The organism is Bacillus sp. FSL W8-0183 (genome assembly GCF_038006825.1).
Lineage (GTDB): Bacteria > Bacillota > Bacilli > Bacillales > Bacillaceae > Bacillus > Bacillus altitudinis.
In genome coordinates this window covers 1,788,711-1,811,264 of the sequence record NZ_JBBOVY010000001.1, presented here as the reverse complement: position 1 = coordinate 1,811,264, position 22,554 = coordinate 1,788,711, and the positions used below count along the sequence as shown (strand labels likewise).

18 protein-coding genes are annotated in these 22,554 nt (G+C 40.0%); 3 read left to right on the top strand and 15 right to left on the bottom strand.

Features of this window, described 5'->3' with window-relative positions; genetic code table 11:
- Positions 1-67: 67 nt before the first annotated feature.
- Entirely contained in the window at positions 68-802 is a 735-nt protein-coding gene (locus tag NSQ64_RS09405) for a poly-gamma-glutamate hydrolase family protein (protein WP_341016113.1), read from the bottom strand.
- 584 nt (positions 803-1,386) lie between these two features.
- Between NSQ64_RS09405 and NSQ64_RS09400 the strand changes: the two genes are divergently transcribed.
- Positions 1,387-2,712, top strand: coding sequence for a S8 family peptidase (locus NSQ64_RS09400; protein ID WP_045035125.1), 1,326 nt, complete (start codon positions 1,387-1,389; stop codon positions 2,710-2,712).
- A gap of 89 nt (positions 2,713-2,801) precedes the next feature.
- Here the strand turns inward: NSQ64_RS09400 and NSQ64_RS09395 are convergent, their stop codons facing one another.
- From NSQ64_RS09395 to NSQ64_RS09385, 3 genes are all read right to left on the bottom strand, one after another.
- Positions 2,802-3,950, bottom strand: a complete 1,149-nt coding sequence (locus tag NSQ64_RS09395) for a Rap family tetratricopeptide repeat protein (protein ID WP_268382662.1) — start codon at positions 3,948-3,950, stop codon at positions 2,802-2,804.
- A gap of 165 nt (positions 3,951-4,115) precedes the next feature.
- The gene (locus tag NSQ64_RS09390) at positions 4,116-4,865 is read right to left on the bottom strand and encodes a poly-gamma-glutamate hydrolase family protein (RefSeq protein ID WP_008344021.1); all 750 of its coding nucleotides are present in this window, start codon (positions 4,863-4,865) and stop codon (positions 4,116-4,118) included.
- 314 nt (positions 4,866-5,179) lie between these two features.
- Positions 5,180-5,653, bottom strand: a complete 474-nt coding sequence (locus NSQ64_RS09385) for a CarD family transcriptional regulator (protein WP_007499456.1) — start codon at positions 5,651-5,653, stop codon at positions 5,180-5,182.
- Positions 5,654-6,243: 590 nt separating this feature from the next.
- Between NSQ64_RS09385 and NSQ64_RS09380 the strand changes: the two genes are divergently transcribed.
- A complete protein-coding gene (locus NSQ64_RS09380) occupies positions 6,244-6,645 on the top strand; it encodes a hypothetical protein (protein ID WP_024720391.1) in 402 nt (133 codons plus the stop codon).
- Between the two features lie 125 nt (positions 6,646-6,770).
- On the top strand, positions 6,771-7,307 hold the full coding sequence (gene bslA, locus NSQ64_RS09375; protein ID WP_024720390.1) for a biofilm surface layer hydrophobin BslA: 537 nt from the start codon (positions 6,771-6,773) through the stop codon (positions 7,305-7,307).
- A gap of 145 nt (positions 7,308-7,452) precedes the next feature.
- Here the strand turns inward: bslA and NSQ64_RS09370 are convergent, their stop codons facing one another.
- The 11 genes from NSQ64_RS09370 to spoVS form a co-directional block, all read right to left on the bottom strand.
- On the bottom strand, positions 7,453-7,623 hold the full coding sequence (locus NSQ64_RS09370; RefSeq protein WP_167493203.1) for a hypothetical protein: 171 nt from the start codon (positions 7,621-7,623) through the stop codon (positions 7,453-7,455).
- Between the two features lie 204 nt (positions 7,624-7,827).
- On the bottom strand, positions 7,828-9,729 hold the full coding sequence (gene mutL, locus NSQ64_RS09365) for a DNA mismatch repair endonuclease MutL (RefSeq protein WP_041507260.1): 1,902 nt from the start codon (positions 9,727-9,729) through the stop codon (positions 7,828-7,830).
- Positions 9,730-9,751: 22 nt separating this feature from the next.
- Positions 9,752-12,328 carry a DNA mismatch repair protein MutS gene (gene mutS / locus NSQ64_RS09360; RefSeq protein ID WP_341016107.1) on the bottom strand — a complete coding sequence of 859 codons (2,577 nt, stop codon included), beginning with the start codon at positions 12,326-12,328 and terminating at the stop codon, positions 9,752-9,754.
- Positions 12,329-12,452: 124 nt separating this feature from the next.
- A complete protein-coding gene (cotE, locus tag NSQ64_RS09355; RefSeq protein WP_007499466.1) occupies positions 12,453-12,998 on the bottom strand; it encodes an outer spore coat protein CotE in 546 nt (181 codons plus the stop codon).
- Between the two features lie 248 nt (positions 12,999-13,246).
- A complete protein-coding gene (locus tag NSQ64_RS09350; protein ID WP_008344661.1) occupies positions 13,247-13,681 on the bottom strand; it encodes a RicAFT regulatory complex protein RicA family protein in 435 nt (144 codons plus the stop codon).
- A gap of 1 nt (position 13,682) precedes the next feature.
- On the bottom strand, positions 13,683-15,209 hold the full coding sequence (miaB, locus tag NSQ64_RS09345) for a tRNA (N6-isopentenyl adenosine(37)-C2)-methylthiotransferase MiaB (RefSeq protein ID WP_007499471.1): 1,527 nt from the start codon (positions 15,207-15,209) through the stop codon (positions 13,683-13,685).
- Positions 15,210-15,299: 90 nt separating this feature from the next.
- Positions 15,300-16,406 (bottom strand): MrcB family domain-containing protein, encoded by a 1,107-nt coding sequence (locus NSQ64_RS09340; RefSeq protein WP_341016103.1) that lies wholly within the window; start codon positions 16,404-16,406, stop codon positions 15,300-15,302.
- A 112-nt stretch (positions 16,407-16,518) separates the two neighbouring features.
- A complete protein-coding gene (locus tag NSQ64_RS09335; protein WP_268382655.1) occupies positions 16,519-17,697 on the bottom strand; it encodes a glycine C-acetyltransferase in 1,179 nt (392 codons plus the stop codon).
- A complete protein-coding gene (gene tdh, locus NSQ64_RS09330) occupies positions 17,697-18,761 on the bottom strand; it encodes an L-threonine 3-dehydrogenase (protein ID WP_058337312.1) in 1,065 nt (354 codons plus the stop codon). Before tdh ends, NSQ64_RS09335 begins: the two co-directional genes overlap by 1 nt.
- Before the next feature lie 176 nt (positions 18,762-18,937).
- Positions 18,938-21,982 (bottom strand): efflux RND transporter permease subunit, encoded by a 3,045-nt coding sequence (locus NSQ64_RS09325; protein WP_268382654.1) that lies wholly within the window; start codon positions 21,980-21,982, stop codon positions 18,938-18,940.
- Positions 21,983-22,185: 203 nt separating this feature from the next.
- The gene (gene spoVS, locus NSQ64_RS09320) at positions 22,186-22,446 is read right to left on the bottom strand and encodes a stage V sporulation protein SpoVS (RefSeq protein WP_003211281.1); all 261 of its coding nucleotides are present in this window, start codon (positions 22,444-22,446) and stop codon (positions 22,186-22,188) included.
- Positions 22,447-22,554: the final 108 nt, after the last annotated feature.

Genomic DNA, 22,554 nt, shown 5'->3' with positions numbered 1-22,554 from the left:
TCCTTTTGTTATCACTTTTTATAGTGTAACAAGAATTCATCTTGCTGTCTTAAGATGTGCACCATCCTTACGTATATTCTTCATCCAGCACCGTTCGAATCGCCCTGACATACCGGTAGAACGTCTCGTTTTTTGTACTCGACCGCTGCCGAAAATCGAAACTGTCAAATAACGCTTCCCGTTGACTTCTACTAATCTCAAGCTGTACACTTTGCCCTGTTTTTGTAAGATTATTAATATTATGATTGCTCGTTCCGCTTAGGGTTGCGTGTGCAACTGCAAGTTCAGCAGAAAAACCGTTGCGCTCTAATGAGTTCACAATTTTCTCAGCACGGTTATAGTCTGTTCCGCCAACAAGGGTGTGATCAATTCCCGGCTCCCCTTTATAACCATGAACAGCTAATACATAATCATGTGCTTTTGCCTGTGTGACTCCGATTGGTTCATCGAAGTTTGTACTTGTAATATGAAGTTCTGATGCATTTTCTCTCAAACCTTCAAATAAGTACGTAGAAAAATCGTTATCAAAAAAATGGACAATCTCACTAACGCCGCCTTCGATTCTCCCGCCATGAGGCGACATCACTAGAAGACGGCTGCCGGGCACTGGATTGGATGTAATTTGATAATGATCTGTTGATTCATTCTCTTCCAGTTCTTTAAAATTGCGATACATATCATTTGAACCGCTTTCGTCTTCTCCACCTGATGACACTGGCTCATCATGTTCCTGTGCTTGCATCGTATAATAGACGCCCCATCCGATGACAAGCAGGAGAAGCAAAGCAAAAAACTTCTTCATTCCCGTTCTCCTTTAACAGATTTCTAAGCCGTTTCTATGATTAATATTGAATCATCATTTCTTTTCATTTTTTCCACATTTTCTCTTCAAATTTGATCATAACACTCTAGATCATGAGATTCCTCAAAAATAAGATAATTGCATTTATATACACAGAAACGCCTCTCCTGATTGAAAACAGAGTTAGAATAGTATGACAAACAAATGAAGTTATGTTTAAAATGACCTAGTCCTACCCAGTCTGTTTTCTTTAATTCGTCTTTTTTTTATGCGAATTTGATTTTTTTCATCTGGAATGAATCACATTTGTATGAGCATTGACCCTGTCTAGAACCCCCCTTTTTTCTGCAGAATCCTCTGTTTTACTGGTTCTCTAAGAAGAACTCTCCCACCTATCATCGGCAGTTTTGATATGATTTCCACCTTTTTCTATTATTTTACAAAATGTAAGCGCTTTTCTTTTTGAAGGGAATGAGTCAGCCGCCAATATGAACAAAAGAAGGGACAAGAATCCGAACAAAGATGCTGTCATGTTCATAACGTAAGAGTGTACGAGAATGGATAGCTAGAATGGAGGGCATCACATGTTTGGATTTTCCATGGTACAAATGGTCAGAACACATGCTAGTAAATTGGATCAGCCTTTAAGAGAGACCGTCCTTCACCTCTATAAACCTTTTAAGTGGACGCCTTGTTTTCTTCATCGTTTTTTTGAAGGAAGGTTAAAGAAGAGCAAGAAGCTTCGGGTCATCATTGAATTTAAAGAAGATGCAGTTGAAGCAGGTATTCAAAGCACAAAGCAGCTAATGAAAAAAAGCAGAAAAACAAACATCAAAAAACATTTTTCACATATTAACTGCTGCGCTGCTGATCTTACCCCTGCTGCTTTAGAGGAACTCTTAGCGAATGAGGAGCATATTCGCAAAATATATTTAGACAGACAGGTACATGCACTGCTGGATGTGGCAACACAATCAAGTCATGCGGATGAAGTCGTCCGAAATGGCACGACCTTAACCGGTGAAGGCATTACGGTTGCGGTCGTTGACACAGGCGTATACCCACATGAGGACTTAGATGGAAGAATTCGCGACTTTGTAGATTTAGTCAAACAAAAAACGAAACCTTATGATGATAACGGTCATGGAACGCATTGCGCTGGGGATGTGGCTGGAGACGGAGCTGCCTCAGACGGCTTATACAAAGGACCCGCTCCAAAAGCCAATATCATTGGGGTAAAAGTGTTAAATAAACAAGGCGCTGGATCACTTTCTACTATTATAGAAGGTGTTGAGTGGTGCATACAGTTCAACGAAGACCATCCTGATGACCCAATTCACATCATCAGTATGTCACTAGGCGGCGATGCACAGCGTTATGATGACGAACAAGACGATCCGATGGTGCGCGCTGTCAATGCAGCTTGGGATCAAGGGATTGTCGTATGCGTTGCTGCTGGGAACTCCGGTCCTAACAGTCAAACGATCGCAAGCCCTGCCGTGAGTCAAAAAGTCATTACAGTCGGAGCCTATGATGATCGAAATACGCCAGAATCAAGTGACGATGTCGTGGCACCATTTTCGAGCAGAGGTCCAACGGTCTACGGTGAAACAAAGCCCGACCTCCTCGCACCAGGAGTCAATATCGTCTCTCTTAGATCACCAAGATCATTCCTAGATAAACTAGATAAATCAAGTAGAGTCGATGATGATTATACGACGTTATCTGGCACTTCGATGGCGACACCCATTTGTGCCGGTATCTGCGCACTATTATTAGAGCATTCACCAGATTTAACACCTGATGAAGTCAAAACTTTATTAAAAGAAAATACAAGCAAGTGGTCTGGAGAGGACCCAATGATTTACGGAGCAGGTGCCATCGACGCAGAAAAAGCAATCCAAGAATAAATAAAAAAGCCCTTTACGTTTTTCGTAAAGGGTGTCGTTTTGTCTGTTTTTATGTGTGAAGTCTTTCTTCTACTTGAGCAGCTGACATGTTATGCTTCGTTCTCATACATCTCATCTCCTTTTTGAATGTGCGTACGCGCTTCGATCACAATTTCAAAAAAAGTGGAAGATTCCTTGTACATGTCGCGTTCCTTATAATAATTAGCCGCATCAAGTGCCAATTCCTCTAAATCAGCAAACATTTTTTTGTTTCGTAGTCCAAAAAGGGCTGATCTCAATTGTTCAGAGCTGTCTGTTTCTATATAGAGTGCCTGTAAAAATTGGAATTTCAATTGATAAATTTCATCTCCCAATATAGAGGCCTGATTCATGCCTTCCTTTATAGCCTCACTCGCTCGCTCCATATCTTCGAGTTTAAAACAAGTAAGAGCCAGTGAAAACAATGATTTGATCATCGTTGCAGCTTGATCTTTTTGATAAAGTGAAATGGCTTGTTCAAAGAAGACAGTGGCTGTATGATAGGTTCCCATACTATAATGACAAGTTCCTAAGTTATTGAGGGCCATCGCCTTAAAATAAGATGTGCATTCTTTTCTTTCCATTGCTTCACACACTTTTAAAGCTTTTTCTAAATACGGGAGCGCTTTTTGATGCTGATTTACATCAATCCAATTACCTGCCATCACAAAATCGCATTGAATGCTTCTTTTTCCATAAAGCTGATGTTTCTTATAGATGTCTCTCGCTTTTTTCGCATAATGCATAGAAAAATAGGTTTGTTTCATATGATAGTATACTTCAGCAATTTTATAATAAAATTCCGCTTTTTCGATCTCATCTGTCACTAAGATCAGCTGATGTTCCGCATGCTTATAATAGGAAATGGCTTCGATATACCGGTGCTGGGTAAATGCATACATTCCATGGAAAAAATGAAAGTAATAGCCCAATAAACCCGTCATCTCATCTTCTGCCTCTTCAATTTCTTTTGGAAAAGAGACCGCTTGAAGCGATTCATTCCCTGCATGGACTGGCGTTAAGTGCTGAAGCATCATTTGATGGCGAAAATCCATGAGAGAATAATAGAGTAATAAATCTTGATCTTCTTCCATCTCATGAATGTCTTCTTCAACAAGGCGCTTCATATCGTTTGCCTGATCAACTTCAAATTTGCAAATATGTGTGTACCATTGATTGATTTTTACACCTACTTCGGAAGATGGTATTTTGTGTGCCATCCACTTCAGCCCCATTCTATCATATCAAACTGATAACTATTATTTTACATAATTTATGATTTTAAGGCAAATTGTCATTTATTTCATATTTTACGTTGATTTTGCACATTTCTATCTTTTTTACCAAGTTTAAAGAGAGTACTTTTGCCCATCAAAACCTTTTTTCTACGAAGAAGGGTCGAATTCTCTAAGCACTTCTTTTAAACCACTGACATAGCGACTAAATGCTTTTTTCTTTCCTTTTCTTGTATCAAAGTTGTCAAAAAAGGCTTTTCTCTGCGCAGTACTAATTTCTAATTGGACACTTTCGCCACTGGCATTTTGATTATTAATGTTGTTTGGATCCGTTCCAGAGAGGCGCTCGCCTTTTTGCACGAGCTCTGCGGAGAAGCCCCGGTCTTTTAGTTCTCGCACAACCGCTTCTTGCATTTTTTCGTTTGTCCCGCCCACAAGTGTATGTCTTCTATCACTTTTATAGCCGTGGATTGATATAGAAAAGGGATATGTTTTAATCATTTGAACCAAAATTGGTTCATCGAATTTTGTACTAGTGATATGCAAGTCACGATTGTTATCTTGTTTTGTCCCTTCAAATAAATACGTAGAGTACTTCTTTTCAAATGCTTCTACAATTTCACTTGTTCCTGGTTCAATTTCGCCGCCGTGAGGAGAAAAGACAAGTAAGTCACTTCCCCCTTTTTCATGAAACTCTATCTCATAGCCGTCTCTTTCATGCCGTATAAGCTGTTTAAAACTTTCATATTGATCCCCTTTTTTTCGCTCTTTCTTATACTTTTCTACTTCTTCATGATGTTGTTTTTGCTCTTTATTTTCTTGGATAGAATGGCTGCATTTCACCATTAAAAGAGCACACAGGATGAGAAAGATGAATCCACTTATGAGTAGTCTTTTCATTTCACCGCTCCTTTTCATTCTCTTCGATGTCATCTTATCGCATTATTTTACTATCAATCACTAAAAGAATTCAAAGAATGTCCGGCTCCTTTTTATGAATCAGGAGAACTTACCTGTTTTTTTATGTTACCCTAGGTATTTTCGGCTTCTTTAAAACGGTTCATGTGCAAATAAAAACTAAATCCTATGACCTCATTTTAGTTTTAGTCAAAAACACCTACAAAATTGGAAATTTTCATCTTTTTTCAAATAAAAAAGCTGTAAACAAAAGGAACATCTCCTTCTGTTTACAGCCAGTCTCTGTATATCCAGCATTAAACTCTTAATTCATTCTCTAATGCTGTCAGCACTTCATCTTGCGACATGCCTTGTGCAAGTGAAATTTCGCTCACTAACATGCCCCGTGCATCTTCAAGCATCTTCTTTTCACTAGAATTTAAGGCTTTTTTCTGATTACGTCTCATCAGATCTTTGACAACGTCTGCACCATCTTCAATCGAACCTGTTTTTAGCTTTTTCAGATTTTCATCATATCTTTGCTTCCAAGTAAGCGTGTCGTCGTTTGTTTCTTCTGCAAAATTGTTCATCACAACTTTCAGCGTAGCTTGATCAGCTACCGGACGTATACCTAGTTGATTGATTCTGCCTTTTGGGACCATCATCTGCATATTCGGCATTTGAATCAGAAAATATTCCTGCGTCTTACCTAAAATCTCTTTTTCTTCCATTCCTTCAATCACACCGGCTCCATGCATTGGATAAACAATTTTATCACCTATTTGAAACAAATCCGCCACCTCCGAAAGTATTCACAATATCATTATAACACATTTCAGCAGAGGATAAAAATTTATATTTTATCATGTTAATTTAGCACTAGTCAATTCTTTTTATTTGAGTTTTTAAAGAATTAGCCTTTTTTTACAAAAGGAGCGCCACCATCCAGTCCTCGTACACCTTTCTTGCATATACTAGCATTGAGTCACATTTAGGAGGGATGACAATGTGCAAATGCAAGAGCAAACATTCCCACTCAAAATGCTATAAAAAGCATGACGCTCATCACCATATTGATCCGTGTGAAAAAAAGAAGTTTTATCATAAAAAAGATGATTGGTTTGAGAGCGATTTTTGGGATACGTCAAGAAGCTACGATCCCCATTATTTTCCTAAAAGTGTCTGCAGCAGATGTAAGAAGCGTCGCAAAAAAAGACATAGCTTCTCATTTTAGCGTTTGACGCTGCACCTGCTTTTTGTTTTCCCGGCTGAAAAGCCGGTTTTTTTGTTACATGTCGTTCTTTTCTTTCATATGGATAGGCTCATGAAACAGGTGCAGCTCATAAGATATGGCAACCTGAAAAAAAGGATGAGATACAAAATGAATAATATGAATAACCAAACCAACCATTACCATCAAGGAAATCCCTATCACACGTTTGAAAATGTGTATACAGCCAATCATGAGCATATGATTGCACCAAACATGCATGACCCTATGAATATGCCAAATCATTATCATACCGGTAAAAAAGATGCTTATAGCGGACACCATCCGCATCATCATTCAGCCTATTCCCCTTTTACGAAGCAGTATGAACCCTATTCAAACGTACAAATGAACGATCACCATCACTTCGGTCACTACGGCGGTTATGGTATGGCTCCCTACCATCCAAACGGCTATCATGATATGCATATGATGATGCCTGCAAATCATCATATGACAGGAAATGCTTACGGAATGAACCAACCAAATGCATTCCTACCCCGTTATTACTAAAAAACAAGCAAAATAAGGGTATAAAATACCATTTAATGACATATAGGAATATGGTAACCTTATAGGTAAATAATGGATTTAATTATCTATTATTTACCTATAATCAACCAAGGGGGAAGGAAGAAATGAAGAAAACATGGACAATGATTATGATGGGGATGCTTACATTGGTCATGGCACTCTCAGTACCGCTAGCCGCATCAGCTGAAGGGGCTAAAACAGAGGAAAGCAAAGCTTCAACGAATGCAAGGCCAGCTGCCCTTTATGCAAAAATCACAGGAGCAAGTAAACAAGAATGGTCTTTTTCTGACATTGACCTGACTTACCGTCCAAATTCTGTTCTAAGTATTGGTGCAGTTGAATTTACTTTACCAGCAGGTTTTCAAGCCACAACAAAGGATATTATCAATGGAAAAGCTTTAAAAGACAGTTACATTTTGAACAATGGAAAAACTGTCCGCATTCCAGCTCGTTTCGATTTATTCGGAAGTTCCCAATATACATTACAACTTTCTCATAAAGTACTTCCTGCTGCAGGTACATATACGTTCCGCGCAGAAAATCGTGCGATCAGCATCGGTTCCACATTTTATGCAGAGGATACGATTGATATTAATAAACGGCCAGTTGTCGTCACACCGCCAAATCCTTGCGGATGCTAAACAAAAAAGCGCTCTTAGAGCGCTTTTTCTCATTTATCACATGTCTTGCCGCTGTGCTTACTGCATTTTATATAATTGTTACACCATATCTCATGATGGTCTGTCATCATTTAGTTGGCAAATCCATATATGGCGTTTTTTATTGTTATTTTTGCTCTTTTAGTTTTTTAAAAATCACAAATTGATATACGCCAAATAGTAAGGTTAGGATCATAATTGCGGTAAATAGTTGATCGACTGGAAGCAAAAAATATACGACAAAAAAAGATAAAAGCAAAACAAAGTAACCTATATTGAACGCTTTTTTGAATGTCATCATATTCCCTCCTTTTTACAATCATATCACGCTTCACCTAATCGTATAACCAAATAACAAAAACCCCTATCCATTTGAGGAAAGGGGTTATCCTTACAACATGACAGCGGATGTTTATCTTCACATCACAAAAACACGAAACAGACTATCGGATTGAAAAATTAATTGGTGGGCAAACCGATTCACCCACCATCTCAAACCTAGCTACATCACCCGCTTAAACATCTTCTCCATTTCATATGTGGAATGATGAATCATAATCGGCCGGCCATGCGGACATGTAAATGGGTCTTGTGTTTGCCGGAGTTCATCTAATAAGGCTTTGATTTCATCGTGACGCAAATGACGATTTGCTTTAATCGAGCCTTTACAGCTCATCATGATCGCCGCTTCTTCTCTCAGTTTCTTGATATCCACACGCTTTTCATCAAGTACTTGCTGAATGATTTCTTCGATGAGTTCAGCCTCTTCTCCTTTAGGAAACCACTGCGGATGCGATCGAACGATATAGCTGCCTGATCCGAATGGCTCTAAGAAGACCCCTACTTTTGCTAAAATATCGATATGCTCTTCAATAATCAACATATCGTTTTTTGAGTAGTGAAAGGTTAATGGAACAAGCATTTCTTGCACTTCCTGTTCAATGTCTCCTACCTTTTCACGAAAGTACTCATACTTGATTCGCTCTTGGGCAGCGTGCTGATCGATGATATAAAGACCGCGTTCATTTTGAGCCAAAATATACGTTCCGTGCATTTGTCCAATCGGATACATCACAGGGACACGTTCACTTTCAGCCTGATGCTGGGCTGCACTGTCTTCCAGTATCACTTCGTCATGTTGTTCATGCGAAGCTGCAGATTCCTCTACATATACATGATCAAACGTTTCTTCAGACGATGCTGGTAAAGTCGCTTCCGTACTTTCCGGTTCACGCACCCCGTATGTGTCGTTCTGACTGGTCTCGTATACAGCCGATTCGAGCGAGTCCGGCTCATAGGAAACAGGTGTTTCCATTCGGCTATTCATTGTTTGTTTAGAATCAAAAGATAAGGACTGCTGCTCATTTTTCACTGCTGGCATTGGTGCTTTTTTTGGCACTGTAGCACTTGGAATGAGCTGCTGCTTTTGAAAGACGTCCTTAATCCCTTGTTTGATCAATTCATGAAGTTCCTGCTCTTTACTTAGTCTTACTTCAAGTTTAGAAGGATGTACGTTCACATCGACTAAAATTGGGTCCATCTTCATCTCAATAAATGTAATCGGATGGCGTCCGATTGGGAGCAGTGTATGGTATCCTTCATGAATGGCTTTCACCAGCGGGAAATGCTTGACATATCTGCCGTTGACAACAGAAGACATGTAATTACGTGATGCCCTTGTCACTTCTGGTAAGGAAATATAGCCTTTCACTTCAAAATCAAGTGATTGTACATGAAGTGGCAGCATTTTTTTGGCCACTGCCGTTCCATAAATGGCCGCAAGCACATGCCGCACATCCCCGTTTCCATTTGTTTGAAGCAGCACTTTTCCTTGATGTCGCAAACGAATCGACACTTCTGGATGAGCAAGTGCAATTCGGTTCACAACATCAGAAATGTTGCCAAGCTCCGTATGAACAGTTTTCATGTATTTTAGACGAGCTGGCGTATTATAAAATAAATTGGTGACCACAATTTCCGTGCCGCGACGGCCAGAGGTTTTTTTCTCCGAAATGATCTTCCCGCCTTGGAGAGCTAAGTGTGTTCCAGCACCTTCACCGGTACTTGTCTTCATTTCTAAGTGAGAGACGGAGGCAATACTTGGCAGCGCCTCCCCCCTGAAACCGAGCGTCCTGACACGAAACAGATCATTTTCATCTTTGATTTTACTCGTCGCATGACGCTGAAAGGCGAGCTTACAATCTTCAGCATCGATTCCCACCCCATTATCAATAATTCTAATAGAAGAAAGTCCTGCTTCTTCTACATCGATTTCAATGACAGTACTACTAGCATCGATCGCATTTTCCACGAGCTCCTTCACAACAGAAGCCGGACGTTCGACCACTTCACCAGCTGCAATTTTATTTGATAGGTCATCGGATAACTGAATAATCTTTGCCATTTCTTGCTCACCTCACCTTACATTATAATTTCTTTTGCAATTCATATAGCTTTGTCATCGCTTCAAGCGGTGTCATATCCATTAAATTAAATGACTTCAATTCTTCGATCACTGCTTGATCTTTGTTTTTCAGCACAGGTTTTGTTTGCGGTTTTTCTTCCACTTCAAAGAAAGATAGCTGCTGTTTTTCCTCAGCCATTTCTTTTTTCGGGGCTTTAGAGACGCGCGGAATCACTTCATGTGATCCGCTCTCAAGCTCCGTTAAGATGGTCTGGGCTCGATCAATGATCGCATCAGGCAGTTCAGCAAGTTGCGCTACATGGATGCCGTAGCTTTTATCCGCTGCTCCTTCTTTGATTTGATGTAAGAAAACAACTGTCCCTTCATGTTCTTCTGCTCGTACGTGGACATTTTTCAGTTCGCTTAATTGGGATTCCAGTACCGTCAGTTCATGATAATGAGTGGAGAAAAGGGTTTTGGCACCAATATGATCATGCACAAATTCAATGATTGCCTGTGCAAGAGCCATTCCATCATAAGTGCTTGTCCCGCGTCCAATTTCATCAAATAAAATCAAGCTGTTCTTTGTCGCATGTACCATCGCATTTTTTGCTTCGAGCATCTCTACCATAAAAGTACTTTGACCAGAAATCAAATCATCTGCCGCCCCAATACGTGTAAAGATTTGATCAAAAATCGGAAGGGTTGCCTTTGATGCTGGCACAAAACAGCCAATTTGCGCAAGAATCGAGATCAATGCCATTTGTCTCATATATGTGCTTTTCCCTGACATATTCGGACCAGTAATGAGCAAGGTTTGTCTCCCTTTGCCCATTTGGCAGTCATTCGGCACATACTCTTGATGATCCATCACTTTTTCAACAACAGGATGACGACCATCAATGACTTCCACTTCATCTGATGAAAATTCAGGGCGGACATAACGCCGCTTTTCACTCACAGTCGCAAAGCATTGCAGCGCATCAAGCTCACTCATTTGTTTTGCGAGCAACTGTAATCTAGGAATATACGCTTTTACTTGTTCCCGAAGCGCAGAAAATAGTTCATATTCCAATTCACTAATATTTGATTCCGCCTCAAGAATAAGGGCTTCTTTTTCTTTCAATTCAGGTGTAATATACCGCTCTGCATTGGCAAGGGTTTGTTTTCTTTCATAACGGCCTTCTTCTAATAAATGCGTATTTGCACGGGTCACTTCGATATAGTAGCCAAACACTTTATTAAAGCCGACTTTCAACGATCGAATGCCTGTATATTCTCTTTCTTGCTGTTCAAGACGAGCGATCCAATCTTTCCCGTTTCGGCTCGCATCACGATATTCATCTAATTTTGCATTGTAGCCGTCTTTAATCAAATTGCCTTCTTTTAACGTCATCGGCGGATTCTCATAAAGAGCATCTTCTAATAAATCAAGTAAATCACCGCATGGGTCAATGTCATTTGCTCTAGATTTCGCCATATCCTCTGGGAGAGAATGGATAAGCTCTTTAATAGCCGGCACTTGCTTGAGAGATTCTTTCAATTGAATAAGATCACGGGCATTCACATTTCCAAATGCCACACGGCCTGCTAGACGTTCAAGATCATACACTTGCTTTAAACGTTCTCGCAGATCCTCTCGCTCAAAGAAATGTTCCATCAGAATTTGCACCATTTCCTGGCGTTCTTTGATTTGTGAAAGGCGGATGAGCGGACGATCAATCCATTGCTTCAGCAATCTTCCGCCCATTGCCGTTTTTGTTTCATCTAAGAGCCATAATAAAGAACCCTTCTTGCTTTTTGAACGGATGGTTTCTGTTAATTCAAGGTTTCTTTTTGAGTAAAGATCAATTTTCATCGTTTGTTCAAGCTGAAACACTTGAACTTGCTGAAGATGATCAAGACTCCTTTTTTGCGTTCTTCTTAAGTATGCATAGAGTGTTAAAAATGCTATTTTCAGATGCTCGTCAAGATGAGAAACGAGTCGTTCAGCTTCATCTATTAATTCATCGCTATCTTCGTATGAGATGGTCGCTTGGCAGCGTTCCTTCAGGGTTTTCACCGTTTCTTCATCGAGCTGCTTTGATACCACAATCTCTTTTGCACCGACAGAATAAATTTCAGACACAACTTCATCTAACCGTTCAATGAAAGCCGCCATGTTTTCACCTGTTGATAAATCGGAAAGCGCAAGACCGTAGCCATTTTGAAAGCTGGAAACAGACGCGATAAAGTTATTTTCGTTTTCATTCAGTCCTTTGCCATCCATGACCGTACCTGGTGTAATCAGTTGAACGACCTCTCTTTTGACCACACCTTTTGCCGTTTTAGGGTCTTCCACCTGCTCACAAATGGCGACTTTATAGCCTTTTTCTATCAGTTGTTCTATGTATGCAGACGCAGAATGATAAGGAACACCACACATTGGAATCGTGCCGCCATCCCTGCTTGTTAACGTAATTTCTAATTCTTGTGCTGCTTCTTTTGCATCATCAAAAAACATTTCATAAAAATCGCCTAAGCGAAAAAATAAAAAGGCATCTTGGTAATCTGCCTTGATCTTTAAATATTGCTGTATCATGGGCGTATAACTTGCCATATTTCTAATCCCTCACTATATTACTTTCGAATTCATACCATCTTTCATTATAGCATAAAAATTCACCTTTTTTCCCTAGATCAAGGCACAAAAAAACTAGGGGGATATGCGCCCTAGTCATCAATTACTCTTCTGGATCACCCGCGAGGAATTCTGGATGAATATCTTCTAATTCCTCATCCACTTCTTCTTCCCATTCGTGATCATCTTTTTCTTTCCAGCTTGAATTGACTTCTACAACAATTTTGGTTTCCCCTACTACTTCAGCAATGAATTCACGCTCTGCTTGAACGACAATTTTATTGCCATTTGGAGAAATGGTGACTTCTAAGCAATTGGGCTGCTGTAAGACTTTCGCAATCACTTCGTGCTCATCATCAAGGAAGTTTTTATCTTTATATCTCAGTTTGATGATATCTACATATTTTACACGTTCTGTGACCACTTCGGTTTTCGTGTTGTCTGCGTAAGAATACCACACGTTAATATCAAATGTACCTTCAATCTCAACTGTTTTACCGACTTTTTCAGCATCGTACTTATGATTAATGATCCAACCGCCTAGGATGCTGGTTGGTTTTTGCGATGGAGAAATGGTGTGTGTGCTTTGGGTAAATTTCCTCCCTTTTGCAACCACCGCTTTTGTAATAATTTCTCTGTATTCAGACATTCCGGCATGCCTCCTTGTTCTTGATCGTTTTATCTTATGCTGGGCATTCGTCTAGTGTGTCACGATTTTGAGTCTCATGTTCAATTAAATTCATTTCTGTTTCAGTGTATGCATGGTCGCCCATAAACTTGCCTTGAAAATTGGAAAAGTTGGAGAGTGAGAGATTGGGGTTGATGGAAGCTGAAGGAGAAAGAAGGTATGCAATTCTTATATCAGAAAACAAAAAACCCCGCATCTGCGGGGTTTTCTCATTTAATGGAGCAACTTGGGGATGAGTTTTTCACTTTTGAACCGGTTTCTCCTAATAAGAGGTCGCCACCGGTTGAAAGAATGATTTCATCCGTTACTTGATTAGAAATTGTGTGCGCTACAAGCTGAAGCAGGGAATTAACCTCTGTTTGTGATTCTTTGAATTCTTGAATCACTGGGATCTCATCCAGTTCTTCTTGCAGGGCATCAATTTTTTCTTCCACTTGTTTTAAGGCTTCATGTTTGCCATAATGCTTTAAATTCACAGCTTGCTTTTGAAGCGCCTTAATTTGATTAATGATCGCTGCAATTTTTGTATTTTCATTGATTTGCGCTTCTGCTTTTTTGAAGAAATCAACTTCTTCTGTTTCAGAAATCATTTTCGCGAGCTCTCTTGCGCGCTCGACAATCTCTTTCTTTGAATAAAGCGTCATTTTAATTCACCTCGATAGCTTCTCCAACCATTTCTCCGTCAAGAGACCAAGTTTTGGCTTGTGTGATTTTCACTTTGACGATGTTGCCAATCGCTTCTTTTGGTGCTTTAAAATTCACAAGCTTGCTTTTACTTGTATATCCGGCTAGGATCTCAGGGTTGTTTTTACTTTCACCCTCTACTAATACTTCGACAGTCTGCCCTTCATATTCCTTCATTTTTTTCGCAGAAATTTCATTTACGAGTGCATTCAGGCGCTGCAGACGTTCTTTTTTTACACGCATTGGCACGTTGTCTTTCATATTGGCTGCTGGTGTTCCTTCTCTTGGAGAGTAAATGAACGTATAAGCCGCATCAAACTCAACCTCCCGATAGAGGGAAAGCGTCTCTTCAAACTGCTCATCTGTTTCATTTGGGAACCCAACGATAATGTCCGTTGTTAATGAAGCATTTGGCATTGCCTCTTTGATTTTACGCACTAAGTCAAGGTAACGTTCACGGTCGTATTTTCTTGCCATGAGTTTCAGCACAGAAGAACTTCCTGATTGAACCGGCAAATGAATATGGTCGAGAAGGTTTCCGCCTTTGGCAAGCACTTCAATTAAGTGATCATCAAAGTCACGCGGGTGGCTTGTTGTAAAACGGATACGTGGAATATCGATTTTACGCAGCTCATCCATTAGGTGACCAAGACCATATTCCATGTCTTCAAAATCTTTTCCATACGCATTCACGTTTTGACCAAGAAGGGTAATTTCTTTATATCCTTCTGCTGCTAAGCGTCTGACCTCTTGAATAATTTCATCCGGACGGCGGCTTCTTTCCTTACCACGCGTGTAAGGGACGATACAGTATGTACAGAATTTATCACAACCGTACATAATATTCACCCAGCCCTTAATTTTTCCTTGGCGGGCTCTCGGAAGATTTTCAATCACATCGCCTTCTTTAGACCAAACCTCAATGACCATTTCTTTTGAAAGATAGCATTCAGATAATAGCTCTGGCAGGCGGTGAATGTTGTGGGTACCGAAAATCAAGTCAACAAATGGGTGTTTCTTTAAAATACGGTTAACGACAGATTCTTCTTGCGACATGCATCCGCAAACGCCTAAGATTAAATCTGGCTTTTCACGCTTTAATGCTTTTAAATGACCAAGCTCTCCAAACACTTTGTTTTCTGCATTCTCACGAATGGCACAAGTGTTTAATAAGATGACATTCGCATCTTCAGTCGAATTTGTTGGTTCATAACCAAGCGCCATAAAAATACCAGCCATCACTTCTGTGTCATGCTCATTCATTTGACAGCCATATGTGCGAATATAAAACTTGCGGCCGTTCCCTAACCCTTGAAACCGCTCGTCAATTTGAAATTGATTGTATTCGACTTCTTCTTTACCCCGTTTTTTTGCATCTTTTAAGGAAGGCGGAATGTACACAGCTTCAAAATATTGGCTGTAGTCCTTCTCGGATTTTTTGTCCGATGAACTTACTTGTCCGCTCGCTTTTCTCTGCTCTTCATTCATGAATTTGTACTCCTTTCAAACCAAGCTCCACCCTACAGTATAGACTATTTTGTCGTGAATTGAAAATAAATTCATATGTGTCCACACTTTTCAATCCACACGAATTGTGCATGAATATTGAGTAGGCTTCAGACGGAGATCGTCTTTTCCTAAAGGATTTTGTATTTCTTTGACAATCTTCATCTGCTGTGTACCGACACTCTCAACTAAAGTAATTACATATGATTCTTTTTCTTCTTCTGCTACCATTCTTTCTTGTTCAGATAAGAAGAATGGAAAGTCATGGTGAGTCAACTTAGATCCTTTTACTTCTATAAGCTTCTCTTTTCCATCAGGGTAATAAGATTTAATATCAAATCCGTGACCATCTTCTGTTTCAGCTACCCAATCGACAGCTTCCGCTAATTGTTCCCGTCCCACTGCTTTTAATTGCTCTACTTCCTTATGATAAACAAATTTCTCTGCTATTCTACCTGTCTCTTCGTTTTGCTTTGATCTTTCTTCTCTTAATTGTTTATAAACATCTCTATGAATGATTCTTTTTCGTTTTTTGCTTTTTTTATCTTTTGTGTCCATCACAATATCCAGATTAGAGTATACTTCGAAAATAAAATCATAAAAAAATTCATTCAAAGTGTATATATCTCTTAAAAATTCTTGGTGATTTAGTGTATCGATGTTATACCTTTTAAATACCAATGAACCTGCTGCATACTTTATTGGTCTATCAGACTCTCCTAGGTAAAAGTCACCTGTTTCAAACCCATTTAAATTAGGACTATGCTTCAATTGAGGTCTTAGTCGCTCTCGCCATATATCCGCTTCACCTTTAATCTTTTCCAGAGATAAATTTTCAGTACCTAATCCAATGGATAAATAAAAGTCCTTTCCGTTATTAGCAAATAAAATGACTATATATAATCCTTTTTGTGTTGTTGTTCTGTTTGTTTTATGGTTCAAAGTTAAAAATTTGTCTAGAAATGCGATCCAAATAGACTCTGCAACTTTCCCATGTCCTGTAGATGCCTTAATATCAATTCTATCCAAATTTCTCATACCAAGTTTTTGTAATTCTTGACGAAGATTGTTTGGAATTTCTTTGTTAAATAAGTTGTGAAAAGGGTGATCTTTATCCGTATTTGTATTCTTTTTATAATCTAAAAATTGTTCATAAAAGTCTTCTTTATTAAATAACATTTGTCTCACCACTTACCTCAATAGATCTTTTTACATACATTATACATAACAAACGGTAGATTTGATGAAATATGGAAAGATTAGCGCAAAAGAAAAGAGAGCCTCAGCTCTCTCAATCAAGTATTTTCAGTTTTTTTGCTTCTTCTTCGATGATTGTCAGTGCACGGTCAAGCTCTTCTTTTGTGTGCTCTGCTGTGATGATGGCTCTAATTCTCGCTTTTCCTTTCGCTACAGTTGGGAAAGCAATGCCTTGAGCGAAAACGCCGCGCTCGATTAATGCTTTTGAAAACCGGAAAGTGAGTGCCTCGTCTCCAATCATCATCGGAATAATAGGCGTTTCTGTTGGTGCCACCTCAAATCCAAGACCGATGACTTTTTCTTTAAAATAGACCGCGTTCTCCCAAAGTGTTTCAATGCGCTCCGGTTCGTCTAACAGCACTTCAATGGCTTCTTCACAGGCTCTTGTGACAGCCGGCGGATGTGAGGTGCTGAATAAAAACGGTCTTGCTTTATGCTTTAAATAGTCGATTAAAACGGCAGAACCAGCGACGTAACCGCCTAGCACACCAACTGCCTTACTAAGTGTGCCAACCTGAATATGCACTCTGCCGTCAAGTTGAAAATGATTCACTGTTCCGCGCCCATTTTCACCAAGTACTCCAGACGCATGGGCATCGTCTACCATCACAAAGGCATCATATGCTTCTGCAAGTCTTACAATCTCAGGAAGCGGTGCAATATCTCCATCCATTGAGAACACACCATCTGTCACGATAAGACGGACGCGGTAATTCATCGATTTCTTTAAAATTTTCTCAAGCTCTTCCATATTAGAATGAGCATATACTTTTTTATCTGCCTTTGTTAAGCGAATCCCATCGATGATTGAGGCATGGTTCAGCTCATCTGAAATGACAATATCATCTTTTGTGAGAATACTGGATAAGACCCCTTGGTTGGTCGTAAAGCCTGATTGGAATACGAGGGCTGCCTCTGTCTTTTTAAAAGCAGCGAGCTTTTTTTCAAGCCGTTCATGCATTGTCATCGTTCCAGCAATGGTTCGTACAGATCCTGTTCCAGCACCGAATTCATCAATCGCCTCTTTTGCCGCTTTCATCAGCCTTGGATGTGAGGTGAGACCTAAGTAGTTATTTGAAGAGAGTTGTATGACGGATTGTTCATTTAATGTCACCGTGGAAGATTGTTTGGAATCGATTTCTTTCAGTGTTTGATGGGTGCCTTGCTGCTTCATTGTGTCCAATTCATCTTGTAAATACGTAAATTCTTTCATCATTTCGTCCCCCTTTGATATGATGGCATGATCAGTACGACCTTCCCGCACGTACCATTTCTCATGAGTTCAAATCCCTTTTCAAAATCTTCAAACGGCAGCGTATGGGTGACAACCGGCTGTACATCAATGGTATTCGTTCTTAAAAGTTCAGATACTTGACGCCACGTCTCAAACATTTTTCTCCCCGTGATCCCTTGCACGGTTAATCCCCTAAAAACAATTTGATTCGTAATGTCAATGGTTACTGGCCGCTCTGGCAAACTTAGTATATTCACTTTCCCTCCATTTGCACAAGCTTCGAGTGCTTGATTAATTGCAACGGGATGTCCTGACATCTCACACATCACGTCTGCCCCTTCCATCCGCGTGAGCTGCTTAATCATGGCAACAGGATCATCTTTTCCGATATCCACGATATGATCTGCACCCATTTTACGGGCAAGATCCAGTCTGTATTCATTTTTATCAACAGCGAACACTTGGACAGCCCCGGAGGCTTTTGCAACCGCAATCGCCATTAAACCAATGGGACCGCAGCCAAAAATCGCCACTGACTTTCCTGAAACAGGTGTATGCAGAACTGTATGAACAGCATTTCCAAGCGGTTCTTGAATAGATGCAAGTTCCACTGGCATTTGAGCTGGATTATGCCACACATTTTGTTCTGGTACTTTGACATATTCAGCAAAACAGCCATCAATGTCTACCCCTAAAATTTTCGTTTCGCTGCACAAATGCTGCTGACCCGTTAAACACATATAACACTGATTACAGACAATATGCGTCTCAGCCGATACAAAATCCCCTACTTTTGCTCGTGAGACTTGGTTCCCCGTTTTGACAACTTCCCCTGTGAATTCATGACCAAAAATGTACGGTGCTTGGACTCTCCCCTTCGCCCAATCATCCCAATTATAAATATGCACATCCGTTCCGCATATCGATGTAGCTTTTACTTGGATGAGCACTTCATGATCACTTATTTCTGGAATCGGCATTTCCATCATCGTCGCTCCGTAAGCGCTTTCTTTTTTAACAATCGCTTTCATCGTTCCACACATGACGTACAACCCCTTTGTTAAAAAACTTCTCCCAATCCGATCTTATCATGTCTTATTTTAGACGTAAATACCACTGTCTTTCAGGAGAAGACAAATGAACACTCCACATATTTTTTTAGATATTTTTCTAAAAAAAAAGCAAATCTCCTTTTATTCGGAGATTTGCTTTTAAGTTGTCAGCGTTTTTTTGAAACGGCTACATATAAAGCCGGCACAATCAGTAGTGTCAGAATCGTTGAGAAAAAGACACCTGATACGATGCAGATCGCTAGCGGCTTAAAGAGTGGGTCATTACTTAAAGCAACGGGCATAAGAGCGACAAGTGCTGTAAATGCTGTCAGCAAAATAGGTCTAATCCTTGCCCTCCCCGCTTCAATCACAGCTGCCTGTTGATCGAGACCTTGCTTGCGCCTCTGTTCAATAAATTCAAACAAAACGACCGCATTTCGGACAACAATACCTGCCAATGAGACAATCCCCATTGTGGCCATAAAGCTAAACGGCGTTTGAGTGACAAATAGTCCAATAATGGCTCCGGATATCGCTAAGTAAACCGTTCCAAGAACTAAAAGCGGCAGCATGAGTGAATTGAACTGGAAAGCGATGGTCACATAAATGAGCAGCAGGACTACCCCAAATAAGAGACTAATTTCAATAAAGAATTGGGTTTGATCTTCATTTTCTCCGCCCTGAGAAATGGTCAAATTCTTCGTTGCATCGCTTTTCCCAACTTCATTTATGACTTCTGTCATATCGTCTTTAAACGTATCTGATGTGCCAGGATATGCCTTTAACGTGATCGTCGGCATCCCGTTTTCATGCGGAATGCTTTCATACTGCTCTGTTTCTTTTTCCTTTACGTATCGGCTAAGCGGCTCAAGTTGAGGCATGCCACCCTCATTTGTACTCACAGGCACCTTGATGTCTTTTAGCTTCAGTCCGTTTTGATGTGTGCTCATGTCTTGTTTCACTACGAGGTCGATGTCATCTGTTCCTTGTTTAAAGGTGCCTAATGGAATTCCTTCTGTGACAAGACCAAGCTGTCTGCTGACAAACTGAGCAGTGAGCCCATCCTCTGCCATTCGGTCACGATTCAATTCAAATGAGATGGTTTTCACCGGTTGATTGACATCGTCTGTGATCAGACTTGCTCCGCTTTCTTTCATTTCTTTTGTGAGCTTCTCTTTCACATCCACGAGCTTTGAAAATTGTTCTCCTGCAATGGTTACGGTCACAGGCGCTCCAGTTGGCGGTCCTTGAACAATGGTTTTCATAAAGATATCAGCATCTTTAAATTTCTTTCGCAATGGCTCTGTCATACGATCGATCAATGCTTTGCTTGTCATCTGCTCATTGTCTACTCTGACAACAACCTGACCCGTATGATCACTTGCGTTTGAGATACTTTCATTAAACAAGTTCGGCACACCGCCGCCTGCAAAAATGGCCGTCTCTTCAATGCCTTTTTGCTGTTTGATCTCTTGTTCTATTTTCTCTAATGTGTCATTCGTTTTATCTAAGGTTGTTTCACTTGGTAGTGTCACAGTGACAACAACCTCTTTCTTATTCGCCGCAGGGAAAAACTCAAATGGTGTGGCGAAAATAAGCAAAAAGGCAAGTGTGGCAACGAGCAAACCACTTAATCCAATGAGAAGTGGTCGCTTCACGATGTTTGTCAGTACTCGATCTGCATAAAAATCGGCCAACCTTTTTAATGGTTTGCCTAAAAAGCCCGGTTCTTTTTGAATCTTCTTGTTCTTTCTTTTTCGGTTTGCTGTATATTGGTACACTGGCACAAGTGTCAATGAAATGACCATTGACGCAAGTACAGTTGTGACTAGAACAGACGGTAACGCTCGAATAAATGAACCGTTCGCACCAGAAAGGAAAACAAGCGGCAAGAAGGCAAAGACAACAGCTAGTGTTGACGTCAAAATGGATCCAGCCACTTCTTTTACACCTGCAATTGTTCCTTTAAGCGGACTTTCGTATTTTTTCATCTGCCTCAAAATATTATCGTTGACGACAATGGCGTCATCTACAAGTATCCCTAGCGCAATGATAAAGCCAATAATTGAAATTTGATTAAGGTCCACTTGTAAAAACGGCAGCGGGATGGTTCCGATCGTTATGGATAGCGGAATCGCAAGTGAAACGATAAACGCACCACCAATAGTTAGACCAAGTGTGGTGACGACAATGACGGCGATGACGGCCACGATCGCTTCTTTGATTAAATCGTTAAAAATGGCATCTACTTCACTTTTTTGTGAATAGTAGTCTATCCAATCCACACCATTTGGCAGCTCTTTCTCTTTTTCAATGACCGCACTGACTTTGTCATACATTTTAGGAATATCCAGTCCTGGCTTAATATTGACTGTAAATGAATAGGCTGGCTTTCCGTTATATGAAACGATATCACTTTTCTCTTTTTCTACTTCTTTTAAACGACCAAGCTCACCGATTGTAACAGGCTCTCGGCTCGTTTTTGAGAAAATCTCAATCTTTTTCATTTGATCTAAACGATCATAAGCATCAATGGACAGCTTGACCTTTTCTCCATCTGCCTGGACGTCACCTAGAGGGGATGTGTCAAATTCTTGATTGATGGCATTTGTGACATCGGTCACGTTTAACCCGTTATCCTCCAGTTTACTTGAATCCAAGTTCAATATTGCTTGTTTGTCATTGAACCCTTTGATGACGACACCATCAACACCTTTGATGTCCTCCACTTTTTCTTTTAATGCACGCAGCGATTCCTGACTTTTTGCTAACTCAGATGAGTTCCTTGCTACAATCATATAAGAACCAACTGGCACGTTGCCAAACTCATCCTTTACATCTGGCTCCATCACACCATCTGGAAAAGAAGAGGCGGCATTTGTGGTTTCACTCTTGATTTGACTTGCCACCTTTTGAAAATCGGCTTGATCATCAATTTCAAGTACAATATTTGAGAAACCAATAGCAGAAACAGAGCTTGTCTTCTCTACACCATTGATATCAGAAATGGCCGACTCGAGCTTATTGGTGACATCACTTTCTACCTGTTTTGCATCAGCACCAGGGAAAACAGTCGAAATGGTTACAATATTTGCTTGAAACTCTGGCAGTTCTCGTTTAGGAAGCTGTGTAAACAAATAACCTCCAGCAATGAGAACGATAAAAAATAAAATAAAAACAAGCTTTCCTCTTTTCAAAAAAGCTTCAATCATTATTTCACCTACTTAAATATTTATTTTTGATGAAGTATTTTCAACTTAATCTTAATTTATCATCATGGTGAAAAAATGCAAGCTCTAATATGTCATTTTCTATCTATTTTGTGAAAGAAATATGTTATATGAGAAATGTATAGCGGTAAACAAAAACAACCTGCTTACATGATGTAAGCAGGTTGAAAATAATAAAATTAGAATTATCGTGGTTCAACAATCAGTTTGATTGCTGTTCTTTCTTCTCCATCGATAAGAATGTCAGTAAAGGCTGGAATGCATATCAAATCCACTCCGCTAGGCGCAACAAATCCCCTTGCAATGGCGACAGCCTTGACCGCCTGATTCAGTGCTCCAGCGCCGATAGCCTGTATTTCCGCTGCACCGCGTTCACGTAAAACGCCGGCTAATGCTCCTGCTACTGAATTTGGATTTGACTTTGCTGAAACTTTTAAAATTTCCATTTTTGCTCCCCCTTAAATTTACAATGGATAAGTGAGTGTTCATTAGAACAATCTTTGTTAGATGTTGCTATTTTTTTGAAAATCCATCCCCAAAATGTTTTTCAAAAA

Excerpts from the sequence above, each read along its gene's own strand:
- cotE (WP_007499466.1), bottom strand. The coding sequence starts at position 12,998 with ATGTCTGAATACAGAGAAATTATTACAAAAGCGGTGGTTGCAAAAGGG.
- NSQ64_RS09395 (WP_268382662.1), bottom strand. The coding sequence starts at position 3,950 with ATGGCACACAAAATACCATCTTCCGAAGTAGGTGTAAAAATCAATCAA.
- NSQ64_RS09370 (WP_167493203.1), bottom strand. The coding sequence starts at position 7,623 with ATGACATTCAAAAAAGCGTTCAATATAGGTTACTTTGTTTTGCTTTTA.
- NSQ64_RS09335 (WP_268382655.1), bottom strand. The coding sequence starts at position 17,697 with ATGAAAGAATTTACGTATTTACAAGATGAATTGGACACAATGAAGCAG.
- NSQ64_RS09350 (WP_008344661.1), bottom strand. The coding sequence starts at position 13,681 with ATGACGCTTTATTCAAAGAAAGAGATTGTCGAGCGCGCAAGAGAGCTC.
- mutL (WP_041507260.1), bottom strand. The coding sequence starts at position 9,729 with ATGGCAAAGATTATTCAGTTATCCGATGACCTATCAAATAAAATTGCA.
- NSQ64_RS09390 (WP_008344021.1), bottom strand. The coding sequence starts at position 4,865 with ATGAAAAGACTACTCATAAGTGGATTCATCTTTCTCATCCTGTGTGCT.
- mutS (WP_341016107.1), bottom strand. The coding sequence starts at position 12,328 with ATGGCAAGTTATACGCCCATGATACAGCAATATTTAAAGATCAAGGCA.
- tdh (WP_058337312.1), bottom strand. The coding sequence starts at position 18,761 with ATGTGTGGAACGATGAAAGCGATTGTTAAAAAAGAAAGCGCTTACGGA.
- NSQ64_RS09405 (WP_341016113.1), bottom strand. The coding sequence starts at position 802 with ATGAAGAAGTTTTTTGCTTTGCTTCTCCTGCTTGTCATCGGATGGGGC.
- NSQ64_RS09400 (WP_045035125.1), top strand. The coding sequence starts at position 1,387 with ATGTTTGGATTTTCCATGGTACAAATGGTCAGAACACATGCTAGTAAA.
- spoVS (WP_003211281.1), bottom strand. The coding sequence starts at position 22,446 with ATGGAAATTTTAAAAGTTTCAGCAAAGTCAAATCCAAATTCAGTAGCA.
- NSQ64_RS09325 (WP_268382654.1), bottom strand. The coding sequence starts at position 21,982 with ATGATTGAAGCTTTTTTGAAAAGAGGAAAGCTTGTTTTTATTTTATTT.
- NSQ64_RS09380 (WP_024720391.1), top strand. The coding sequence starts at position 6,244 with ATGAATAATATGAATAACCAAACCAACCATTACCATCAAGGAAATCCC.
- miaB (WP_007499471.1), bottom strand. The coding sequence starts at position 15,209 with ATGAATGAAGAGCAGAGAAAAGCGAGCGGACAAGTAAGTTCATCGGAC.
- NSQ64_RS09340 (WP_341016103.1), bottom strand. The coding sequence starts at position 16,406 with ATGTTATTTAATAAAGAAGACTTTTATGAACAATTTTTAGATTATAAA.
- bslA (WP_024720390.1), top strand. The coding sequence starts at position 6,771 with ATGAAGAAAACATGGACAATGATTATGATGGGGATGCTTACATTGGTC.